Source organism: Diaphorobacter sp. HDW4A, assembly GCF_011305995.1.
Classification (GTDB): Bacteria; Pseudomonadota; Gammaproteobacteria; order Burkholderiales; family Burkholderiaceae_C; genus Diaphorobacter_A.
The window spans coordinates 3,653,288-3,675,912 of record NZ_CP049910.1 but is presented as its reverse complement, the minus strand read 5'-3'; the positions used below and the strand labels follow the sequence as shown (position 1 = coordinate 3,675,912).

At 59.5% G+C, this 22,625-nt stretch carries 16 protein-coding genes; 11 read left to right on the top strand and 5 right to left on the bottom strand.

The genetic code is table 11. From position 1 onward, the window contains the following. Positions 1-119 precede the first annotated feature (119 nt). Entirely contained in the window at positions 120-1,166 is a 1,047-nt protein-coding gene (gene mutY / locus G7047_RS16765) for an A/G-specific adenine glycosylase (RefSeq protein ID WP_371813799.1), read from the top strand. Positions 1,167-1,184: 18 nt separating this feature from the next. On the opposite strand, the gene rapZ is transcribed toward mutY, so the two are convergent. From rapZ to G7047_RS16750, 3 genes are read right to left on the bottom strand one after another with little or no spacing between them, the layout of a single operon-like run. Next, entirely contained in the window at positions 1,185-2,060 is an 876-nt protein-coding gene (gene rapZ / locus G7047_RS16760; RefSeq protein WP_166307792.1) for an RNase adapter RapZ, read from the bottom strand. A 43-nt stretch (positions 2,061-2,103) separates the two neighbouring features. Continuing rightward, the gene (recN, locus tag G7047_RS16755; RefSeq protein ID WP_166307789.1) at positions 2,104-3,768 is read right to left on the bottom strand and encodes a DNA repair protein RecN; all 1,665 of its coding nucleotides are present in this window, start codon (positions 3,766-3,768) and stop codon (positions 2,104-2,106) included. Position 3,769: 1 nt separating this feature from the next. Next, positions 3,770-4,669 (bottom strand): NAD kinase, encoded by a 900-nt coding sequence (locus G7047_RS16750; RefSeq protein ID WP_166307786.1) that lies wholly within the window; start codon positions 4,667-4,669, stop codon positions 3,770-3,772. 252 nt (positions 4,670-4,921) lie between these two features. Between G7047_RS16750 and hrcA the strand changes: the two genes are divergently transcribed. Both hrcA and G7047_RS16740 read left to right on the top strand, forming a co-directional pair. Then, entirely contained in the window at positions 4,922-5,926 is a 1,005-nt protein-coding gene (gene hrcA / locus G7047_RS16745; RefSeq protein WP_166307783.1) for a heat-inducible transcriptional repressor HrcA, read from the top strand. A 682-nt stretch (positions 5,927-6,608) separates the two neighbouring features. Next, positions 6,609-7,787 (top strand): hypothetical protein, encoded by a 1,179-nt coding sequence (locus G7047_RS16740; protein ID WP_166307780.1) that lies wholly within the window; start codon positions 6,609-6,611, stop codon positions 7,785-7,787. 53 nt (positions 7,788-7,840) lie between these two features. On the opposite strand, the gene G7047_RS16735 is transcribed toward G7047_RS16740, so the two are convergent. Together G7047_RS16735 and G7047_RS16730 are read right to left on the bottom strand one after the other, a co-directional pair. Next, positions 7,841-8,872 carry a phage/plasmid replication protein, II/X family gene (locus tag G7047_RS16735; RefSeq protein ID WP_166307777.1) on the bottom strand — a complete coding sequence of 344 codons (1,032 nt, stop codon included), beginning with the start codon at positions 8,870-8,872 and terminating at the stop codon, positions 7,841-7,843. A 175-nt stretch (positions 8,873-9,047) separates the two neighbouring features. Next, complete coding sequence (locus tag G7047_RS16730; protein ID WP_166307774.1) at positions 9,048-9,269, bottom strand: helix-turn-helix domain-containing protein; 222 nt, start codon at positions 9,267-9,269, stop codon at positions 9,048-9,050. A gap of 379 nt (positions 9,270-9,648) precedes the next feature. Between G7047_RS16730 and G7047_RS16725 the strand changes: the two genes are divergently transcribed. The 8 genes from G7047_RS16725 (at position 9,649) to G7047_RS16685 (ending at position 22,564) form a co-directional block, all read left to right on the top strand. Further along, positions 9,649-10,365, top strand: coding sequence for a hypothetical protein (locus G7047_RS16725; RefSeq protein ID WP_166307771.1), 717 nt, complete (start codon positions 9,649-9,651; stop codon positions 10,363-10,365). 4 nt (positions 10,366-10,369) lie between these two features. Beyond that, complete coding sequence (locus G7047_RS16720; RefSeq protein WP_166307768.1) at positions 10,370-11,173, top strand: hypothetical protein; 804 nt, start codon at positions 10,370-10,372, stop codon at positions 11,171-11,173. A gap of 146 nt (positions 11,174-11,319) precedes the next feature. After that, positions 11,320-12,237 carry a WYL domain-containing protein gene (locus G7047_RS16715; protein WP_166307765.1) on the top strand — a complete coding sequence of 306 codons (918 nt, stop codon included), beginning with the start codon at positions 11,320-11,322 and terminating at the stop codon, positions 12,235-12,237. Positions 12,238-12,252: 15 nt separating this feature from the next. Then, positions 12,253-13,983: a DUF262 domain-containing protein gene (locus tag G7047_RS16710; protein WP_166307763.1), complete on the top strand. Its 1,731-nt coding sequence runs from the start codon at positions 12,253-12,255 to the stop codon at positions 13,981-13,983. Positions 13,984-13,994: 11 nt separating this feature from the next. Further along, entirely contained in the window at positions 13,995-16,397 is a 2,403-nt protein-coding gene (locus tag G7047_RS16705) for a class I SAM-dependent DNA methyltransferase (RefSeq protein ID WP_166307760.1), read from the top strand. Next, on the top strand, positions 16,394-17,428 hold the full coding sequence (locus G7047_RS16700) for a hypothetical protein (RefSeq protein ID WP_166307757.1): 1,035 nt from the start codon (positions 16,394-16,396) through the stop codon (positions 17,426-17,428). The genes G7047_RS16705 and G7047_RS16700 overlap by 4 nt, the downstream gene beginning before the upstream one ends. After that, positions 17,428-19,506 (top strand): NADAR domain-containing protein, encoded by a 2,079-nt coding sequence (locus tag G7047_RS31165; RefSeq protein ID WP_240939158.1) that lies wholly within the window; start codon positions 17,428-17,430, stop codon positions 19,504-19,506. The genes G7047_RS16700 and G7047_RS31165 overlap by 1 nt, the downstream gene beginning before the upstream one ends. Further along, a complete protein-coding gene (locus tag G7047_RS16685) occupies positions 19,493-22,564 on the top strand; it encodes a type I restriction endonuclease subunit R (RefSeq protein WP_166307754.1) in 3,072 nt (1,023 codons plus the stop codon). The genes G7047_RS31165 and G7047_RS16685 overlap by 14 nt, the downstream gene beginning before the upstream one ends. The last annotated feature ends 61 nt before the right edge of the window (positions 22,565-22,625 follow it).

Here is a 22,625-nt window from a genome sequence, read left to right as displayed (position 1 = left end):
CGTGCCGTCCCCTTGGGACGCGGCCTTTGCTCGACTGCCCTCGCTTAGGCCGCGCCAGTTTCATGGGCTGCAGGAGTCTCGAAGCTATATGTCTACCTGAGTTCAGTAATAATTCGCCGATGACAATTGGGATTCCGGAGATCGCCACGCGCGTCGTGCGTTGGCAAAAAGAGCATGGTCGCAACCATCTGCCGTGGCAGAACACGCGGGATGCCTATCGCGTGTGGCTCTCCGAGATCATGCTGCAGCAGACGCAGGTCACCACGGTTCTCGATTACTACGCCCGTTTTCTCGCCCGCTTTCCCGATGTGAAGGCGCTGGCCGCCGCACCTCAGGACGAGGTGCTTGCACTCTGGAGCGGCCTTGGCTACTACAGCCGCGCGCGCAATCTGCACAAGGCGGCGCAGCAGGTGGTGAGCGAATTCGGCGGTGAATTTCCACATACGGTGGAGCTGCTTTCGTCGCTGCCGGGCATCGGTCGTTCGACCGCAGGGGCGATTGCATCGTTCTGCTTTGGCGAGCGCTCGGCGATTCTCGATGCCAACGTGCGCCGCGTGCTCACGCGGGTGCTGGGCTTCGATGAGGACCTGGCCGTGGCCGCCAACGAGCGCAAGCTCTGGGCACTGGCCGATCAACTGCTGCCGAACGAAGATCTGCACCACACTATGCCGCGCTACACGCAGGGCATGATGGACTTGGGCGCGGGCATCTGCACGCCCAAGTCACCGGCCTGCATGCTGTGCCCGCTCGAATCGGTATGCGCCGCGCACAAAGACGACGATCCCGAGGAATACCCGGTTCGCACGCGCAAGCTCAAACGCAGCTCGCATTCCTGGTGGCTGCTGCTTGAGCGTGACGAGGGTGGTCGCCTGTGGCTCGAGCGTCGTCCGCAGACCGGCATCTGGGCGGGACTGTATTGCCCGCCGGTGTTCGAGGAGCGGGCGTTGCTGGAGCATTCCACGGGCAATCACGCGCCGCTCGAAGACTTGCCCGTGGTGACCCATGTGCTCACGCACCGCGATCTGTATCTGCATCCGGTCGTGATGTCTGCTTCCGTGCGCAAAACCAAGATCAACGAGGCCGATGGAGCGGGCTATTTCACGCCCGCCGAATGGACCGCGCTGGGCCTTCCTGCGCCGGTGCGCAAGCTGCTCGAAAAGCTCTGAACAATCTTTGCAAGTGGGTCAATGGCCGCTCGCACGGGCGTCCATTTCGCGATGGCGGCGCAGCGTGTTCCACTTCGGGCTGAAGTGCTTTGCCAGCCGTTCCACCAGATAGACCGAGCGGTGCTGCCCGCCCGTGCAGCCGATGGCCACGGTCACATAGCTGCGGTGGTTTTCGGCGAGTGCGTCCAGCCAGCTCTCCAGAAACTGCGAGATCTGCTGCTCCATCTGGTTGACGGCGGGTTGCTGCTCCAGAAACTCCGCGACCGGTGCATCCTTGCCGGTCAGCTCGCGCAACGCGGGTTCGTAGTGTGGATTGGGCAGCATGCGCACGTCAAAGACATAGTCCGCATCGACCGGCACGCCGCGCTTGAACGCGAAGGACTGGAACACCAGAATCATGCGGCTGGGCGGTACCGCCATCAGGCTTTTGACATAGCCCTGCAGCTGCGATGCGCGGATCGCGCTGGTGTCGATCACATGCGATTGTTCGCGCAGATCGGCAAGCAGTTCGCGCTCAAGTTCAATGGTCTGCAGCAGCGCGCTTTGTCCGTCGCGCAGCTCGTCTTTCGACAGTGGGTGGCGGCGGCGCGTTTCCGAGAAGCGACGCACCAGTGTCTCGGTCGAGGCGTCGAGAAACAGGCATTGCACGCGAATGCCTTCGTCGCGAATGCGCTCAAGTTGCAGCGGAACGAGCGGCAGGGCCGTAGCGCTGCGCACATCGATGGCGATGGCCAGACGGTTGCCATGATTCACGTGCTCAAGCGCGATGAACGCCGAGAGCAATTCCGGCGGCAGATTGTCCACGCAGTAAAAGCCTGCATCCTCCAGCGCATGCAGGGCCACCGATTTTCCTGAACCGGACATGCCGGTGATCAGCACAACTTCGAGCGCCATATCCAACTACTTTCCCACTACCTCGATTTCCGGTCGCAATCCGTCAATTAACGGCTTGCGGCGATTCCAACATTTCCCGAGCGTGCGCCAGCGTGGTGGCTGACAGCTTCTCGCCGCCCAGCATGCGCGCGATCTCCTGCACGCGGGCGTCACCGTCGGCCGGTTTGACCGAGCTGCTCGTACCCTGTGCGCTCTTGTGCTTGGCCACCACCAGATGGTGATCGGCACAGGCAGCAACCTGCGGCAAGTGCGTGACGGTCAGCACCTGCCGCGCCTTGCCGAGCTGCTGCATCAGCCGCCCGACGGTCTCTGCCACCGCGCCGCCCACGCCCGAATCGACCTCGTCGAAGATCAGTGTGGGCGCTTCGCCCAGCTCGCTGGTCGTCACCGAAATCGCCAGCGAAATGCGCGACAGCTCGCCGCCCGACGCGACCTTGCCGATGGGCTTGGGTGTCATGCCGGGATGGCTGCTGACGAGGAAGCTCACGTGGTCCGTGCCCAGCGGGCCGGGCTCGGCGGCAGTGTCGATCTCCACGACGAAGCGGCCACCGGCCATGCCCAGATTCTGCATGGCTTGTGTGACAGCTGCTGCGAGCTGCGGCGAGGCCTTGGCTCGCTTTTGAGATAGCGCGCGCGCCGCCTTGTCGTAGGCTGCGCGGCTCGCGGCCTCCTCTTTGGCGAGCGTATCCAGATCGGCGGCGGTGTCGAGCGCCTTGAGTTCCGTCTTCCAGCCTTCCCAGAGTGCGGGCAGATCCTCGGGCTGGCGCTTGTAGCGCCGCGCCAGCGAGATCCACTGCGACAGTCGCGCATCAAGTTCCGCTAGGCGCTGCGGCTCCAGTTCGGTGTGGCGCAGAAAGCCCTGCAGCGAACGCACCACGTCCTCGGCCTGCGCGAGGCTGGCCGAGAGCACCTCGTTCATCGAGCGGAAGGAATCATCCACATGCTCGTAGCTCTGCAGCAGGTTCTGCGCCTGCGACAGACGCGCGAGCGCGCCGTTGTCCTCGTTCTCATCCTCGAGCGCACGCAGCGCCTCCTGTGCATTGTCGAGCAGCGATTGCGCGTTCGACAGCTTGGCGTGCTGGGTATTGAGTTCGTCCCATTCTTCGGCGCGCGGCGAGAGTTTTTTCAGCTCGCCGATCTGCCACTGCAGGCGCTCGCGTTCCTGCTGCAGCGTGTCCTGCGCGGCGCGCGCGTGCTCCAGCGTCTTGAGCTTGTCGCGCCAGTCGGTCCACAGCGCGTTGAGCGCCTGGGTCTGCACGCCCGCATAGGCGTCAAGCAGGGCGCGCACGCTGTCGTGCCGTGTGAGGCTCTGCCAAGCGTGCTGGCCGTGGATGTCGAGCAGATGTTCGCCGAGCACGCGCAACTGCGTGGCAGTGACCGGCGTGCCGTTGATCCACGCGCGACTCTTGCCCTGCGTGTCGATAGTTCGGCGGACCAGCAGCAGTTCGTCCTGCTCGATGCCCGCCTCGTCAAACCAATCGGACAACTGCGCTGGCGGGTCGAACTCAGCGCAGAGGTCCGCGCGCTCCGTGCCCTCGCGGATCACACCGGTCTCGGCACGCGCGCCGAGCAACAGCTGCAGCGCGTCGATCAGAATCGACTTGCCCGCGCCGGTCTCGCCGGTGAGGGCGGTGAAGCCGGTCTGCAGATCCAGATCCAGTGATTGCACGATCACAAAATCGCGCAGCGCAATGCGCTTCAAAGCCATCTCAGGAGCCTCCCTCGTTCCAGCGCAGTTTCTTGCGCAGCGTCGCGAAATAGCTCCAGCCGCGCGGATGCAGAAAGCGCACGGAATGCTCGGCGCGGGTGACGAGAATGCGATCGCCGTGCAGCAGCGTGGCGATGGACTGCATGTCGAAATTCGCCGAGATGTCGCGCCCGCCCACTACTTCGATGGCAATCTCCTCGGAGTCCGACAGCACGATGGGGCGGTTGGATAACGTGTGCGGCGCAATAGGCACCATCACCCAGCCACGCAGAGACGGGTGCAGCATCGGCCCGCCAGCCGACAGTGCATAGGCCGTCGAGCCCGTAGGCGAGGCCACGATCAGGCCATCGGCGCGCTGGTTGGACACGAACACTCCGCCCACCTCCACGCGCAGCTCCACCATGCCCGAGGTCGAGCCGCGATTGACAACCACATCGTTGAGCGCAAGCGCCTCGAACAGGCATTCGGTACCTCGGAAATGGCGCGCACGCATCATCGGGCGTTCGTCTTCCTCGTAGTCGCCATGCAAAATCGGTGCGAGCGCGCTGCGGTAATCCTCCAGCGCAATGTCGGTCACGAAGCCGAGACGCCCCCCGTTGATGCCGACCAGAGGCGTCTGGTAGCGCGCCAGCTCGCGGCCCACGCCCAGCATCGTGCCATCGCCGCCCACGACCAGCGCGAGTTCGGCGTGCATACCGATTTCCTCGGTGGTCGCCACCTCGTAGCCGGTGAGGCCCGTGTTGGCAAAGCTCTCGTCCTCCAACAGCACTTCGCAGCCTTGTTCGACCAGGAAGCGACCAATGTCCTCCAGCGCCAGCCGCGACTTCTCCAGCGCGGCTGCATCGGATGCCAGACGCTGGTATTTACCAATGAGGGCTACTTTGCGAAAGGTGAGATTCATTCGGAAATTACATCATGAAGTGATGTGACTTTATTGACTCGAAGGCGCATGTCGCGAAGGCGCGCACGCAAAAAATCGGGCCTATCGTCACACCGGGAAGGCTTCAGATGCTTGTATATCATGTCCGCCGACCTCGCCAGCGAACAAGCACGGAGAGTCGGCATGCGGCTCAAGGGTTAACCCCTGCGTTGCAGACAGGGCGGGCGCAGGCCGCGCCGCACGCAGTGCGGGTCTGCACCTTAGAATGCCCCAATGCTTGATGATCGTGCGAAGTTACTGTTGAAAGCGCTTGTCGAGCGCTATATCGCCGACGGGCAGCCCGTGGGCTCCCGAACGCTTTCGCGCGCCTCGGGGCTTGAGCTCTCGCCTGCCACCATCCGCAATGTCATGGCGGACCTGGAAGAGTTGGGCCTGATCGTGAGCCCGCACACATCTGCCGGGCGCATTCCCACGGCACGTGGCTACCGCCTGTTCGTGGACACCATGCTCACCGTCCAGCGCGATGAGTTGCCAACGGTCCAGCTGATGCCCGAGCAGCCCCAGAAGGTCATCGCCAACGCGGCCAACCTGCTCTCGAATCTCTCGCAGTTCGTCGGCGTCGTCATGTCGCCGCGCAGGCCGTCCGTCTTCCGGCACCTCGAATTCCTGCGTCTGTCGGAAAAGCGTCTGCTGGTGATCATCGTCTCGCCCGACGGCGACGTGCAGAACCGCGTGATCTTCACCCAGGCTGACTACTCCCAGTCCCAGCTCATCGAGGCCGCGAATTTCCTCAACGCCAACTACTCCGGCCTCGCGATGGAGCAGGTCCGCGAGCGCCTGCAGTCCGAGGTCGAGGCGCTGCAAAGCGAGATCGGCGCGCTGATGCAGGCCGCAGTGAACGTCGGCACCGAGGCCATGTCCGACTCTGCAGACAGCGTCGTCATCTCGGGCGAACGCAACCTGCTGTCGGTCAGCGACTTCTCAAGCGACATGGGCAATCTGCGCCGCGCCTTCGACCTGTTCGAGCAGAAGACCCAGATCCTGCGCCTGCTCGAAAACTCCAGCAAGGCCGAAGGCGTGCGCATCTTCATCGGAGGCGAAAGCCAGGTAGTGCCGTTCGAGGAACTCTCGGTCGTGAGTGCTCCATATGAGGTTGACGGCCAGATCGTCGGTACCCTCGGCGTGATCGGTCCCACGCGCATGCCCTATGACAAGATGATCCAGATTGTGGATATCACGTCGAAATTGGTGAGCAACGCGCTGAGCCATCGGAACTAAGCCACTACAATGCACAGTTCGTCGCCCGCAAGCGTAGCGGCGAGCACACCCGGTTTCCGGGGCCTTAGCTCATGCTTGGTTAGAGCAGTGGACTCATAATCAAGAGGCCAATGCGATTAACCGTCACATTTTTCGGACTGGTTGCTTGATTCCAACGCTTTGAAATCAAGCACTTACAGCGGTCTGGCGATTTCGCCGGATTGCTACCGAGGAAGTTGGCGGGTAGGCGCTTGCTACGTTCTTGCTACTGAAGGAGAAATGGCGTTTTTCGGCGGCCTTTGGGGTCGCTGAAAGCGCGGAGAGTTGAAGTTGTTTTATGAATGGGCCGTTAGCTCAGTTGGTTAGAGCAGAGGACTCATCGAAATGGTGACCTTGCCGTGAAAGCGGCAGTGGAAAAATCGGGTGAATTCAGGGAAACCGTCAGCCAGTTAATGGCCCGGCAATCCTGAGCCAAGCTCACTGAAGGCAGACCGCAAGGTCGGTAGGTGAGAAGGTGCAGAGACTAGGGTGTGAGGAGCCAATCCGATAAGCACCCCGAGAGCGCCCGACACCCTAACGCACGGAGCAATCCGCGGCGAGGGTGGTGAGATAGTCCAGGGAATGAGGAAACTCATGCAAACCTGAATCCTTTGGTCGTTGGTTCAAGTCCAACACGGCCTACCATTCATAAGACAATTGACCGATGCCGCGCACATCTTCAAGCCCCTCAGATCGCCCCAAGTGGCTGCGTTTTGACGCCAGCGATGAAGAAACGGAACTATTGTTTGCCCCAGCTGCTGATTGGCGCAGGAGCAGCAATTACCCGGCGGTAAAGCCACTAGATTCGTACAAGTGCGAAGACTATCTTAGGCTGGCCTGGGAGTTATTGCGTCGGATGCCAAGGTATCGGCGTCAGCTCCACAAGCTAGGCCGGCTTGGAATCAACTCCCCGGGCTTCTACAAAAAGAGTTCGATCAGCTTCTACTCAAACGACCGGCCTCTTCCCGGATTTCCACGTTGGCAAGAGTACCCGCTGGTCGGTCACAAGTGCGAGCCAGCCCCTACCAAGGATTGCGCCACTCTCGGCGCCTACATCGCTGCGCACGAGGCAGCTGGCCAGCCTTGGTTTGTGATGAACCGCTACCGTTGGGTGATGGATTTTTGGGGATTGGCATTTTTGCCCAGTCCAAATTCAACTTTCGACGAGTCAAAGAATCGGCGGCTTTTGGAGTTGTTTAGCCCGTCGTCTCACTTGGCTTCTGTCATCTCGAACGAAGCTCCTGCAAATCGGCCTCAGATTGTCAGCACCCACGTGAGAGCAAACGAAATCCTGGTTCGATTGCGACTGGATTCTTCGCTCGAACTTCAAATGGATTCAATTCAGAGCATATTTAATGCCGCCCGGGATATTGCGTCCAAGCGACAAAACGCAACGCTCGACCCATTGCCGAAGACGGTCCGACCAAAATCAGGAAAAATGGCTCTGAGGGAAGACCCCTCTCAAACTGATTTCAGCTTGAGGGCAGCAGGACAAGCAGGCAGGGCACGCATTAAGCACGTTGAAATGCACCCGTTTTGGTTGCGAGTATGGGATGCGCTTGCCGAGGCCCGAATTGAGCAGGGAACGCTGACTCCGCGGCTGAATCGTGACGCCATTGCGAAACGATTTCTCAATGACGACGGACGAAGGAGCGGTGCTGATTCGTCACAAACTACGTCTGAATCCACCAGGAATAGTGAATACCTAAAAAACTTAGTTGCGAACGCTACAGAAGCATCCATAGTGCCGAATTGGCGGGCACGCAGTGAAAAGTACATCGAGGAAAGCGACGAAGCCTTTCGGCAGATCGTCGCCATGGCCTTCGCGATGAAGGCTGATTGACCGGGCTTCAGGGCGGTGATGCGTCTATCGCGATAGACGCATCACCAGCCTGGTCAGCATTCGACGGCTTCCGCGTCGTCATCGTCGCCCCACAGTTCGGGAGGCGGCTCCACCGCATTGGCCAGCGTGAAGATGTCGCCCAACAGATACTCCTTGCCGTCAATCGAGGGCTTCTCTCTGAGGTTGATTCCATGCTCGGCGAAGTAGGCTTCCTGACGCTTGAAGGCCTTGGGTTCCAGTAAAGTTTCCAAATCGTCACCATGTTCCCAGCAGCGGTAGGTGGTGTGGTACATCTGCTTCACGTCGCGGAGGTCGAGTGCCGTGAGTCCTGCTCGAACGCTCCGTTTGAGATTCATGCGCCCGATTGCGTTTTCCAACTCAGACTTCAGCAGCGCGAACGTACAGTCTTTCGGCGTCGTCATTTCCGCCGCTTTCAGTTTGGGATGACGCAGCACAACCTCGCAGCGGATGACTGACTTGGCGAAGTCCATGATGGCCTCTCGGTTCGGCAGATTCTTTGGAAGACCTTTGTTGTCAGTCAGTTCCTTGGCCTTGTCGTAGAACTTCAGTGCGGAGCTTTGCGAGTGTTGGTTGCGGTAAACCGTTTCGCCGTATCCATAGGTCGCAGTGTTCATGCCTTTATCCACCATCTCGTGCGCCAATCCGATGAGCGCACGAGTCGGCGAAACGCCATCCGGCAGAGCGAAATTTACGCCGCCATCGAGGCGATTCATTTGCACATTTTCGCCGCGCTCAACTCGTCGCTGGTCCTCCCTGGACAGCTCGAAGGCCCCGCGCTTATGCATCGCCTTATGTGCATTCAGCACCAGGCTTGGTACATCGCAAGATCCAAATACGTTGTGGCCTTGGCAGTAGCCAATGACGCTGCCTTCCAGCACCAAGATGTCCTTGCTCGGAAAGTGCAGGGCATGCAAGTTCTTTTCATGGTGATCGCCAGGAACCACGATACGCTTGGCCCGGGGCGGGCCAACTTGAGATTCCTTAGCTTCGGTCAGAGCGCCTGAACTCAGCAGCGAGAGCTGAGTCACGATGGTGTCTACAAATACTTTCTTTGGGGTCAACATCTCAATCTCACTTCCTTCATGCCATAGACCCATATTGGTAGTGGTAGGTCTATAAGCTGGTATGTCTTATCAAGTCATACATGGCATATCTGCATCACCAATATGAACAGCTATTCATGTATTACACGGTGTGGTCGCGCCAGGACCCGGCGCAAAATGGTCGAGGTCTACTGCGTCATTTGCGGACCTCCGGCGCTTGAATGCGCGTGACGCCCGACTCGATGAACGCGTCCAGGTCCTTGCGGCGGTAGCGCACCGTGCGCCCGTATTTCACGAATGTCAGCGGGTATCGCTTGGTACAGCGCCAAACCGCCAGCGTTTTGGGGTTCTTCAGCCCCAAGTAGGCTGCGGCCTGGGCCTCGGTCAGCAACTCGTTGTTGATCTCAATCTGCTTCATTCATCGCTCCGTTGTTTCGATGGAATGAATGTAGATTTCGGTTAATTCCAAACGCGTAGTTTTTGACTCTGCAAATCGCACGTTTGGTGGCCTGCACCCTTGCTAGGGCTTGTGGCGACCGGTATCTAGAACTCGTGTCTGGCAAAGTCACACGCCGCTTGCCAGACCTGATCGCAGGCGGCTAAAACGGTAAAGCGCGAGCTGAAACGGCCATCGATCAGACTGACCGCTCCGCTCGTGTCTCACTGCGGCACCGCCGCGAATCCCCCAACGCACACATGACAGCCCGTGCCTCTGGCAGCACTGGTGCGCCGCTGCATGGCCGTGCCAACCCTCGAAAGGAACGAGAGATGAACCGACTCAGCAAAGGAGAGACGAAATGGCTGTGAAGCTGGTAACGCAAGAGACGCTGACCGACTGCGGTCTGGCATGTGTTGCCATGGTGTCCGGCAAATCGCTGGAGACCGTGCGCAAGTTCGCCGTGAAGGAGCTGGGCTATCCAAAGGATGGGCCGTACACGACCACCCACGAAAACCTGTACAAGATGCTGGCCCATTTCGGCATCGGCCATGGCAAGAAGGCGCCGTTCAAGAGTCTGGCTGCCATGCCATCGCTGGCGATCATGGAGACGCGCAAGATGCCCAGCACGGGTAATTCGCACTTGGTGGTCTTCGAGCGATTGCCGGATGGTGACGAGCGGGTGCTGGACCCCGGCTTTTGGCTAAAGCAGCAAGAGCGCCGGGACTGGAATCGCATCAAGCTCGATACCTTCGTGCCGGTGCTTATCGGTGAGCAAGCAGGCTCGCCCAAGAAGGGCATCAAGAAGGCTGCGGCTGAAGCGGTCGAGTTGGCGAGCCCAGACGCCAAGACGGCTGTTGAGGCAAAGGCCAAGCCTCCCAAAACTGCAGTGGTCAAGGCGTCGGTGGGAAAGCCCAAATCGGTCGCAAAGAAGAAGGCACTGGTGGCGCCGATTGCAGCGGCTGGAGGCGGCGACGCGTCGCCAGCTTCGGAGCCAACGTTCCCCGACGCTTTGGGCGGCGGCACCTCCGAAGTGCCAGCGACCGAGAGCGGCGCTGGCAACGACTCGTCGGAGTGAACCCATGCTACTGGAACAGTCGCTGATTCAGCCCATCAGGCGAATCGACCTGATCCAGCCGTGGCGTGCAGCGGGCAAGAAGGTTGGCATGGTGGCCGACAGCTTGCTGGCAGGCGCCATGGCGATCCACTTCGAGGATTCTGCCCTGGTGTTCAGATCACCCCTGCGGTTTGCTAGTTGCCAAACTGGCACGGTCATTGGGGTTCGGTCCAGCGGTGTGCCACTGACGCTGGGCTACCGGTTCGACGTGGTGCCGTCCGAGGATGTCGATGGGTTCTTCGCCGCATGCGAGCCTCGACTTTCACTGACTCCCGACCAATGGTCAGGCCTCAGCCGCCTCGGAAAGGCGGAGTCCGTGTTTTTGCTGGCTGACCTTAGTTATCTTGGCAAGGACTACTTCTTGCGCCTTCGGTCACTGGACCGGGGTTGGTGCAGCGTCAGTTACCGGCCAGACCTGGACGGAGCCATTGAATTCTCACCGGAGAACGCGCGAGCGGAGGTTCCTCACGTCGTCGTCAATTCCCCGGCCGACGAGTTCGGCTGGCTGCATCCCGCCAGTGCGTACCCGTTTGTTCTGGATGGGCAGTACTGGCGGACGGCGCATCCGCGAGATTGGCCGTGGCCTTTGGCGCGGGCATGGCGAAGTCAGCCGACTGGCAGCGAGTACCGGCGGATCGTGAAAGCGGCCTTGCTTGCCCGGTTTGTGCAACATGACACTCTGCGCAAACGTCTCAAGGCCCTGCGTTGGCCTGTCACCGTTGCTGACCTGCCGGAAGGCTTGGTCGAAGAGGTCGCGGCGTTGATGTAGGGGCGTTGGCAGCTCCAGCGAGCGAACCGGTCGGCACTGGTCTCGCTCTGGAACGAAATTAGTCGATCTATGTAATCAAAATGATGATATATTGAGGCCGATATGCGCCCATCAATGGTCCGTCAGATAGAAAGAGAGTCTTGCTCATGACTGATGCTATCCGCGGCATAGGCCAGCGCGTCGAGAGCTTGAGCCACGGGCAACGCGAGCGGCTGGCTTACATCGACTTCCGGCTCTACTTCTTCGGCGAGCTTGGCCGTCCTGACCTAATTGAACGCTTCGGCGTCGCTCCTGCCGGTGCGACCCGCGACTTGGCTCTGTACCGTGAGGTCGCGCAGCAGAACATCACTTTTGACGGCAGTAACAAGGTCTACCGCATTGGGCAGGCATTCTCCCCACTGTTCGACCACGCATCTACGCGCGTACTGTCGGCGCTGGCTCTGGGCTTCGGCGATGGGGTGGACGGTGCAAAGCAGCCGCTGTTGCCCTGCGAGTCGCCCACCACCTTGTGCAATCCGCGTATGGACGTGCTGGCCCCGATCTGTAGAGCGATCCACGCCAAGCAGCCCGTTTCCATCCGCTACCACTCGATGAGCAGCGGCGAGTCCGAACGGGTCATCGTGCCGTTTGCGCTTGTTGATACCGGCCTGCGTTGGCACGTCCGGGCGTTTGATCGCAAGAGCGGCGAGTTCCGCGACTTCGTTCTTACACGCATAGAAACCCCCGCCTTGCTTGATGAGGAGCCGCCATTCAACGAGCGGCCTGAGAGCGACATCCAGTGGACACGCATCGTGGAGCTGGACTTCGTGCCGCACCCGCGACTTCAGCGTCCCGAGATCATCAGGATGGACTACGGGATGAGCGACGGCTCTATCCGGATGCGCGTTCGCGCCGCCGTCGCGGGCTACATGTTGATGCGCTGGAGTGTGGACTGTTCGCCAGACCACCGACTCAAGGAAGAGCAGTACCGCTTATGGCTCAGCGATCCGCTGGCGCTGTACGGCGTTGAGAACGCCAATCTGGCCCCGGGCTATCAAGCCCCGAGCAGTTTTAAGAAACGATAGGGAGGAACAAAACCAATGGCTAAGACACTTGAAGCCCACGACAAGCTGATTCGCGAGATTTTCGAGGGCAGCTATCAATTCGAGATTCCGGATTACCAGCGTCCATACGCCTGGACAACCGAACAGGCGGGCGAACTATTCGACGACTTGATGTCCGCCATGCAGGATGTGCGCGTCTCCGGGGCCAGCAGCCAATACTTCCTCGGCAGCATCGTTCTGATAAAGAACGACCGGGAGCCGAAATCGTCAGTGGTGGATGGGCAACAGCGCCTATCCACATTGACGATGCTCTTCGCCGTGCTGCGCGAAGCCATGCCGCAAGCGGCAGACGACATCACCGACTTTCTCTACAAGAAGGGCAAGGTCAGCCTTGGCGAGAAGAACGAGTACCGCCTGACCGCCCGTGAGGAAGATGCCGACTTCTTTCGCACCAACATCCAAGAGCCTGGCGGGATTGCGCATTTGGTCACTAGTACCGACAAGCTGGAAGACAGCCGCCTGCGTTACCGTGAAAACGCCTCGCTGCTGCTGGGCAAGGCAAAGGCGCTGCCGCCTGCAGATCTGATTGCCTTATGGCAGTTCCTTGCCAATGACTGTTCGCTGGTCGTCATTTCCACGCCTGACCTCGAAGCCGCGTACCGCATCTTCTCCGTGCTCAACAACCGGGGGCTTGATCTCGCGCCCATCGACATTATCAAGGCGCAGGTGCTTGGCTTGATCCGAACCACGGCAGGTGAAACCAAGAGCCAGGCCTACGCCAAAGAGTGGAGCCGCATCGAAAGCGCATTGGGCCGCGACGCCTTTGGCGATCTGTTTGGGCACATCCGCACCATCTACGCCAAGCAGAAACAGCGATCCACGTTGGTCAAAGAGTTTCAGGAATACGTCACCGAGTACAAGGCTCCCATCGACCTGGTTGATAAGGTCATCAAGCCATACGCCGAAGTGTGGGACTTCGTGCGCGACGCCGATTTTGAAGCCACCGAGCACGCTGAAGCAGTCAACGAACACTTGTCATGGCTCAATCGCGTGGATTTCAAGGACTGGGTGCCTCCTGCACTGGTCTATTTCAAGCGATTCCGGCAGAAGCCCAAACGGCTTGCCGAGTATTTTCAGTCTCTGGAACGATTGACCTATTTTCTGCTGGTCACCAAAGTGGGTATTAACGAGCGAATCGAAACTTATGCTGCGCTCACCAAGGAAATCGAACGCGCAGCATTCGGCGGTGATCCGACCAGCTTGAGCACGCTGACACTGACTGACAAACAGAAGCTTGAATTTGTGGCGGCACTCGACGGCGATATCTACCGTAGTCTGCCTAAAGCAAGGATGGCATTGGTCCTTCGTCTTGAATCTCTGGTTCGCGCGCCCGGTGTGCAGCTTAAGGATGCCGTGTCGCTTGAGCATGTTTTACCTCAAACACCGCCAGAAAGTTCAGATTGGATCAATTGGTTTCCAGACGAAGAAGAGCGCGATGGCTGGACGCACCGCTTGGCTAACCTGGTTCCATTGGATCGAAACAAGAACTCGTCTGCCAGTAACTATGACTTTGCCAAGAAAAAGGACGCCTATTTCAAAGGGAAAGGCAAGGCATCCCCCTTCGTGTTGACACAGGAAGTTAGATCAGAGAGCAAGTGGACGCCTAAGCTTTTGGCAAAGCGTCAACAACGCCTTGTTAGCGTGCTTAAAGATCATTGGGATCTGGCCGTCGCCACAGGTAAAGCTAGCGGATCGGCAAAGAGCTGAGGAACGAATTCATGCAGAAGAAACAACAACAAGACCAAAGCCAGATCAAATGGATTTCCGACTTCATCTGGAACATTGCCGACGACCGCCTGCGCGATGTCTATGTGCGAGGCAAGTACCGCGACGTGATCCTGCCTTTCACCGTGTTGCGGCGGCTTGATGCCGTGCTTGAGGCGAAGAAAGATGCCGTGCTGGAGCGCAAGAAGTTCCTCGACACTCACAAGGTAGCCGAGCAGGACGGCGCGCTGCGCATGGCGGCTGGGCAGGCCTTCTACAACGTCTCGGAGTTCACGCTCGCCAAGCTGAAGGCCAGCGCGGCAGGCCAGCGCCTGCGCGATGACTTCATCGCCTATCTCGATGGCTTCTCGCCCAACGTGCAGGAAATCCTCACCAAGTTCAACTTCCGCAACCAGATTCAGAAACTGGTGGATTCGCATGTCCTCGGTTATCTGATCGAAGACTTCCTCGACCCCGAGGTCAATCTCGCGCCGCTGCCCGTCAAGGATGCTGATGGCCGCATCAAGCTGCCCGCGCTGGACAACCACGGCATGGGCACGGTGTTTGAGGAGCTGATCCGCCGATTCAACGAAGAGAACAACGAAGAGGCCGGCGAGCACTTCACCCCGCGCGACGTGGTGCAGCTCATGGCCAAACTGCTGTTCCTGCCAGTGGCCGACCGCATCGAGTCCAGCACTTACTCCCTCTACGACGGCTCCTGCGGTACCGGCGGCATGCTCACGGTGGCTGAGGAAGCCCTGCATGAACTGGCCGAGCAATATGGCAAGGAAGTCTCCATCCACCTGTTCGGGCAGGAAATCAGCGACGAAACCTACGCCATCTGCAAGGCCGACCTGCTTCTGAAGGGTGAAGGCGAAGAGGCCGAGAACATTGTGGGCGGCGCGGACAAATCCACCTTATCTGCCGATCAGTTCCGTAGTCGCGAATTTGACTTCATGATCTCCAACCCGCCTTACGGCAAGAGTTGGAAAACCGATCTGGAGCGCATGGGCGGCAAGAAGGAATTCAACGACCCGCGATTCATCGTCAGCCACGGGGGCAACGCTGAGTTCAAGCTCCTCACTCGCTCCAGCGACGGTCAGCTGATGTTCCAAGTGAACAAGCTGCAGAAGATGAAGCACAACACGGCGCTGGGTAGTCGCATTGCGCTGGTGCACAACGGCTCCGCGCTGTTCACCGGCGATGCGGGCCAGGGCGAGAGCAACATCCGCCGTTGGGTGCTGGAGAACGACTGGCTTGAAGCCATCATCGCCCTGCCGCTCAACATCTTCTACAACACCGGCATTGCCACCTACATCTGGGTGCTAGCCAACAAGAAGGCCGAAGCACGCCGTGGCAAGGTGCAGTTGATCGACGCCAGCGGCTGGTCCCAACCTATGCGCCGCAACCTCGGCAAGAAGAATTGTGAACTCTCGGATGGAGACATCCAACGCATCATCGACCTCTATCTTGGCGATGCGCAGGTAGCCGCCAAAGAAACCGAACAGAACAAGTGGTTCGACACTCAAGATTTCGGCTACTGGAAGATCACCGTCGAGCGCCCGCTGCGCCTGAAAAGCCAGCTCTCCGACAAGCTCATTGAAACCTTGCGCTTTGCCTCTAGCGACGAGGCCTTGCGCGCTGAAATCTACGCAGCCCATGGCGAGGCGCTCTATACCGAGTTCGCCAAACGCAAGCCGGTCATAGAGGCGTGGCTGAAGGGCGAGGACGAAACCGAAGACGACGACAGTGAAGAAGGCGACAGCGGTGATGAAGGTGAGGCCCCCGCGGCGCGAAAGGCCGTACCCGCCAAGCGCCGCAAGAAACTGCTCGACGTCTCGACTTGGCAGCGTGACAAGGGGCTGATGGAGGTGGCGCAACGGGCGCAGAAGACTCTGGGCAGCGCCGTGTACGACGACCACAACGAATTCCGCACCCGCTTCGATGCTGCGCTCAAGGCGCAGGGTGACAAGCTCGGCGCGCCTGAGAAAAAAGCCATCTACAAGGCTGTGAGCTGGCGCGACGAAACCGCGCCGCCGGTTATTGCCAAGCGCAGCAAGCTCAAGGCAGGGGAACACTTTGAGCCCGGCTTCGACGGTGCGTACCTGGAAACCGTGGGCAAGGATCGCTTCATGGTCGAGTACGAGTCTGACAGCGAACTGCGGGACACCGAGCAGGTGCCGCTGAAGGAAACGGGCGGTATTGATGCCTTCTTCGCACGAGAGGTGCTGCCGCACGCACCGGATGCCTGGATCGCTACGGAGAAAACACAGGTCGGCTACGAAATCTCCTTCGCGCGTTATTTCTACAAGCCCGCTCCACTGCGAACCCTTGACCAGATTCGCGCCGACATCCTGAAGCTGGAACAACAGACTGAGGGCTTGCTTCAAAAAGTCGTGGGGAGTACCTCAGCATGAGTCAGCGTAGCGACCTGTTGGCATCAATTGCCAACACGATTCAGGATTACCGCGGTGGCTCGCTTCCTCAGCCGATCACAGACCACGTTGATCGTTGGGTGCAACAGTTCGACGTTGCCGTGCAGCTGCCCATCCTCCAAGAAGTTGACCACGTTCTCAAGAAAATCTACTTCTCGAAAGAGGACGTGGCCAAGTTTCTTCGCACCGCAATGCGGAGCAAGAAGCTCACTGGAGAAGACGCAGCAGCGTTCTGGCGCGATGCCAACTTTCTAGACATTCAGGGCGGCGGAGACAGTCAGACGGACATGATCAACCTGTTCTCTGAGCAGTTGCAGGATGAACATGGATTCGGCACTACGGAATGTGCGCATGGTGACGATGTTTTCATCTACCTGGATGACGGTATCTTCACAGGCAACCGAGTCAGACGTGATCTTGAAGGGTGGATTCGAGACCACGCGCCCGCGCAGACTACTCTGCATGTCATATGTATTGCTCAACACAGCGGTGGTCAGTACTACGCGAACGGCAAGATTCAAGAGGTCATCAAGACTTCGGGAAAGAAGGTCGACATTACTTGGTGGCATGCCATCGAGTTGGAGGACAGGCGGACCTATAGCGCAAAGTCGGATGTGCTGCGCCCCACAGCGATCCCCAATGATCCAGCCGTGCAAGCCTATGTTGCCGCTATGAAGTACCAGCCCTCGCTGAGAACTGCAGGCAACCCTGGAGCGGCCAACTTGTTCACCGGCGACGCTGGAAAGATTCTGCTTGAGCAAGAGTTTCTGAAGGCCGGCGTGAACATTCGCCAGATGTGCCCCAACCTTGGCGCTACTCAGCGCCCACTCGGGCATATGACGTTGGAGACATTGGGGTTCGGTTCGTTGATCGTCACTTATCGCAACTGCCCCAACAACGCCCCACTGGCCTTTTGGGTGGATGCGCCCTGGTATCCACTTTTCCCTCGGACAACAAATGCGCAAACAGCAGTGCGAAGAATGTTCGCGGACCTCTCCGGGGGCGATTTCTGATGAGTGGTCAGGCTCAACTTAGAACCTACCGCCGGTCCGAGAGCGTAGTCTTTCTAAAGACGAACGAGGACTTTGGCGGGCTTTCCAACATGGCGGGCGGCTATCCAATCCATGTCAATGGCATTCGGGTACTGACGTCTGAGGCGCTGTATCAAGCCTGTCGGTTTCCGCATCTTCCTGAAGTTCAGCGGATGATCATTGGCCAGATCAGCCCGATGACGGCAAAGATGAAGAGCAAGCCGTACCGCAATGACTCGCGCGTTGACTGGGATCAGGTTCGCGTCCGTGTCATGCGCTGGTGTCTTCGCATGAAGCTTGCAAACAACTGGCACGCCTTCAGTGAACTTTTGTTGCGAACAAAGGAAAGGCCAATCGTCGAAGCGTCTAGAAAGGACGATTTTTGGGGCGCCAAGGTCGTTGACGACGGCGATACGCTGGTCGGAATGAACGTTTTGGGCAGGCTGCTGATGGAACTTCGCGAGCAGGTGAAGCAGCAAGGACGCGACGCCGCCCTGGATATCGCACCGCCAGACATTCCTCAGTTCCTGCTGTTCGGAAAGGAGATTGGTGTGGCAATGGGACTGCCAACGCCACGGGCCGCTCTTGCACCAGAGCAAGGCGCTCTATTCTGTGCAGACACAGCAATCGCAACCGAGGCTGTGGTTAATCCAGCAGCGGTTGCTGCAGCCAAGCCGGTCAATCAAGCCCTTCGCGCATCGGGTCTGCCTTGGGTTCCGTCCATACCTGCAGGATGGCAGGTGCTGCGCAATGGCCGCCTCTTTGGCCATCGCGTTGAAACGGGCTTCCCCGATCTGCCGATTCTGGAAGTGTCGCTGCGCACCGGCGTGCGTGTGCGTGACATGGAAAACCTGAAACGCAAGCAGGTGATGAGCCAGAAGGAGAAATACAAGCGCGCAGTCAAGGGCGACATTGCCTACAACATGATGCGGATGTGGCAAGGCGCGGTCGGCCCCGCGCCCGTTGACGGGCTGGTCAGCCCTGCATATGTCGTGGTGAAACCCTACGAAGAGGCTAACAGCAGCTACTACAGCTACCTGTTCCGCACGGCGGCGTACATGCAGGAGGTCAACAAGTTCTCGCGCGGCATCGTGGCGGATCGCAATCGGCTGTATTGGGAATCCTTCAAGCAGATGCCCTCGCTTGTGCCGCCGCGCCCCGAGCAAGACCAGATCGTTGCCTACTTGCGCGCTAAGGACGCCCACATCGCCCGCTTCATCAAGGCCAAAAGAGACCTGATTAAGCTGCTCACCGAACAGAAGCTGCGCATCATCGACCACGCCGTCACGCGTGGCCTTGATGCATCGGTGGTGCTGAAAGCATCCGGTATCGAATGGCTGGGAGAGGTGCCGGAGCACTGGGAGGTGAAGCCGCTGAAACGTTGGGTGCGGCTCAATGCCCGCACGCTGGGCCAAAAGACCAATCCAGATTTTGAGTTCCGCTACGTGGACATCGGCTCGGTGCAAACCGGTCGCTTGTCGAAGGAACTTGAGCGCATCCGTTTCGAGGGCGCGCCGTCCCGAGCGCGTCGTGTTCTACGCCGAGGCGACACCATCATCTCGACTGTGCGGACGTACCTGAAGGCCATCTGGTATGTCAGCGAGGACGCGAATGACCTGATCGCATCCACCGGTTTTGCGGTACTCACGCCCGGCAAGAATGTGGAGCCCGAATACCTCGGTTACGTCATCCAGAGCAGTGCCTTCGTGAACCGGGTGGCAGCGAACTCCATCGGCATCGCGTATCCCGCCATCGCAGAAACTGTGTTGGGGCGTTTTCCTGTGGCGTTGCCACCAACCGAGGATGAGCAGCAGGACATCGTTGCGCACATCAAGACAGAGAGCGCACCGCTGGACGACGCTATCGTCCGCACCGAAGAGGAAATCAAACTGATCCGCGAATACCGCGACCGCCAGATTGCCGATGTGGTCACGGGCCAAGTGGACGTGCGCGGCTGGCAGCCAGGCCCGGACGATGTGGTGGACGACGCGGCGCTGGCTGCGCTCGGCGATGACCAGGAAGATGTGACCGAAGAGGGGGACGGCGATGGCGAAGACTGATACCAGCGAGCGTTGGTTCGAGGCGCGCGTGGTGCGCGGCATGACCGGAGTGCCGCAGCCCGAGTACAACCATGATCTGGCCTCCGCGGACTTCGCTGCCACCCACAACGGTTTTGTGCAAGGCAAGCCCGCCGACTACAACCGCGACGTGGCGCTGGATGTGGCGCAGTTGCTGGCCTTCTTGCAGGCCACCCAGCCCAAGGCGGTGGAAACGCTGGAACTGGCGACGGATGGCATCAAGCGAACCCAGTTTCTGCACCGCCTGCAAGGCGAAATCACCAAGCGTGGCGTGGTGGACGTCCTGCGCAAGGGCGTGAGCCACGGGCCGGTACACGTCGATCTCTACAAGCTGCTGCCCACGCCGGGCAATGCCGCCGCAGCAGACGCATTCGGCAAGAACATTTTCAGCGTCACCCGGCAGGTGCGCTACAGCAACGATTCCGGCAATGAGCTGGACTTGGCGATCTTCATCAACGGCCTGCCGGTGCTGACCTTCGAGTTGAAGAACTCGCTGACCAAGCAGACCTTGGCTGACGCCATCGTCCAGTACCAGACCACGCGCAACCCGCAGGAACTGCTGTTCCAGCTTGGGCGCTGCGTGGCGCACATCGCAGTCGATGACGCGGAGGCCGCGTTCTGCACCGAGCTGAAGGGCAAAGCCTCGTGGTTCCTGCCGTTCAACCAGGGCTGGAACAGTGGCGCGGGCAACCCGCCCAACCCGGATGGCTTGAAGACCGACTACCTATGGAAGCAGGTGCTGACCCGCGAATCGCTGGCCAACATCATCGAAAGCTACGCGCAGGTAGTGGAAGAGGAAGAAGCTGATGCCAGCGGCAAGAAGAAGAAAAAGCGCAAGCAAATCTTCCCGCGCTTCCATCAGCTGCGCACAGTGAGTGCCCTGCTGCACCGCGCCCATGCCGATGGGGTGGGCAAGCGGTATCTGATCCAGCATTCGGCTGGCAGTGGCAAGAGCAACACCATTGCCTGGCTGGCACACCAGTTGGTCGAGCTTCGCCGCAAGGATGACCCGATGGTGGCGCAGTTCGATTCCATCATCGTCATCACCGACCGGCGTGCGCTGGACACGCAGATCGCTCGCACCATCAAAGGCTATGACCATGTGGCGGCGATTTTCGGCCACTCCGACAACGCCCAAGAGCTGCGGGGCTTCTTGCAGAAGGGCAAGAAGATCATCGTCACCACGGTGCAGAAGTTCCCGTTCATCCTTGATGAGCTGGGCGACCTCTCCGGCAAGAGCTTCGCGCTGTTGATCGACGAAGCACATTCCAGCCAAGGCGGCAAAACCACGGCGCGGATGCACGAAGCCCTTGGCGGCAAGGTGGCCGAGGAAGAGTTCGAGGAGGACAGCACGCAGGATGCGGTCAACGCGGAAATCGAGAAACGCATCGCCTCCCGTAAGCTGCTGGTCAACGCCAGCTACTTTGCGTTCACCGCCACACCCAAGAACAAGACGCTGGAGTTGTTCGGCGAGAAAACGCTGGTCGGTGACAAGGTGCAGTTCCGTTCGCCCGAGGAACTGACCTACACCACGAAGCAGGCAATCCAAGAGAAGTTCATCTTCGACGTGGTGGAGAACTACACCCCTTACGACAGCTTCTACCAAGTGGCGAAGACGGTGGCGGATGACCCGGAATTCGACAAGGTGAAGGCGCTGAAGAAGATTCGCCACTACGTCGAATCACACGACAAGGCCATCCGCCGCAAGGCGGAGATCATGGTGGATCACTTCACCGCGCAGGTGGCGGGCAAGCAGAAGATTGGCGGCAAGGCGCGGGCGATGATCGTGTGCAGCGGCATTGCGCGGGCCATTGACTACTACCGCGAGGTGTCCGACTACCTCACGCAGATCAAGAGCCCGTACAAGGCCATCGTGGCGTACTCGGGCGACTTCGAGGTTGGTGGCCAGAAGAAGACCGAGGCCGATCTCAACGGGTTTCCGAGCAAGGACATTCCTGCCAATCTCAAGCAAGACCCGTATCGCTTCCTGATCGTCGCCAACAAGTTCGTGACCGGCTTCGATGAGCCCTTGCTGCACACGATGTACGTGGACAAGCCGCTGGCGGGTGTTCTGGCGGTGCAGACCTTGTCGCGGCTGAACCGTGCGCATCCGCAAAAGCACGATACCTTCGTGCTCGACTTCGCGGACAACGCCGAGGCGGTGAAGGCGGCCTTCCAGGACTACTACCGCGCCACCATCCAGGCCGGCGAAACCGACGCCAACAAGCTGCACGACATCAAGGCTGAACTCGACGGACAGCAGGTGTACAGCTGGCAGCAGGTGGAAGACTTGGTGGCGCTGTATTTGAGCGGCGCAGACCGGGACAAGCTCGACCCCATCCTTGATGCTTGCGTGGCCGAATACACCGACAAGCTCGGCGAGGACGATCAGGTCAAGTTCAAAGGTAAGGCCAAGGCCTTCGTGCGCAGCTACGGCTTCCTAGCCGCCATCCTGAGTTACGGCCACCCCGCGTGGGAGAAGCTGTCGATCTTCCTGAACTTCCTCATTCCCAAGCTGCCCGCGCCCAAGGAAGAGGACTTGTCCAAAGGGGTGCTGGAGACCATTGACATGGACAGCTACCGGGTGGAGGCCAACGCGGCGCTGAAGATGGCGATGGACGACGCGGATGCCACCGTCGAGCCCGTGCCTCCGGGCGGCGGTGGCGGCAAAGGCGAGGCTGACATCGACAAGCTCTCCGCGATCATCAAGACCTTCAATGACCTGTTCGGCAACATCGAGTGGAAGGACGAGGACAAGATTCGCAAGGTCATTGCCGAGGAAATCCCGGCACGGGTGGCCCAGGACAAGGCCTACCAGAACGCGCAGGCGAACTCCGACAAGCAGAACGCGAAGCTGGAGCATGACAAGGCGCTGAATCGCGTGGTGCTGGAGCTGCTGTCCGATCACACTGAGCTGTTCAAGCAGTTCAGCGACAACCCCAACTTCAAACGTTGGCTGACGGACACGGTGTTCGATGCGACCTATCACCGTGGGGCGATGCCGCCGAAGGCACCGCCGCAGACTGGGGCGTCTGTATGAGTAGCATTCTTGTCTGGCATTCCCCAAGGATTTTCGGATATCCCTGCGGATATCCACAGCA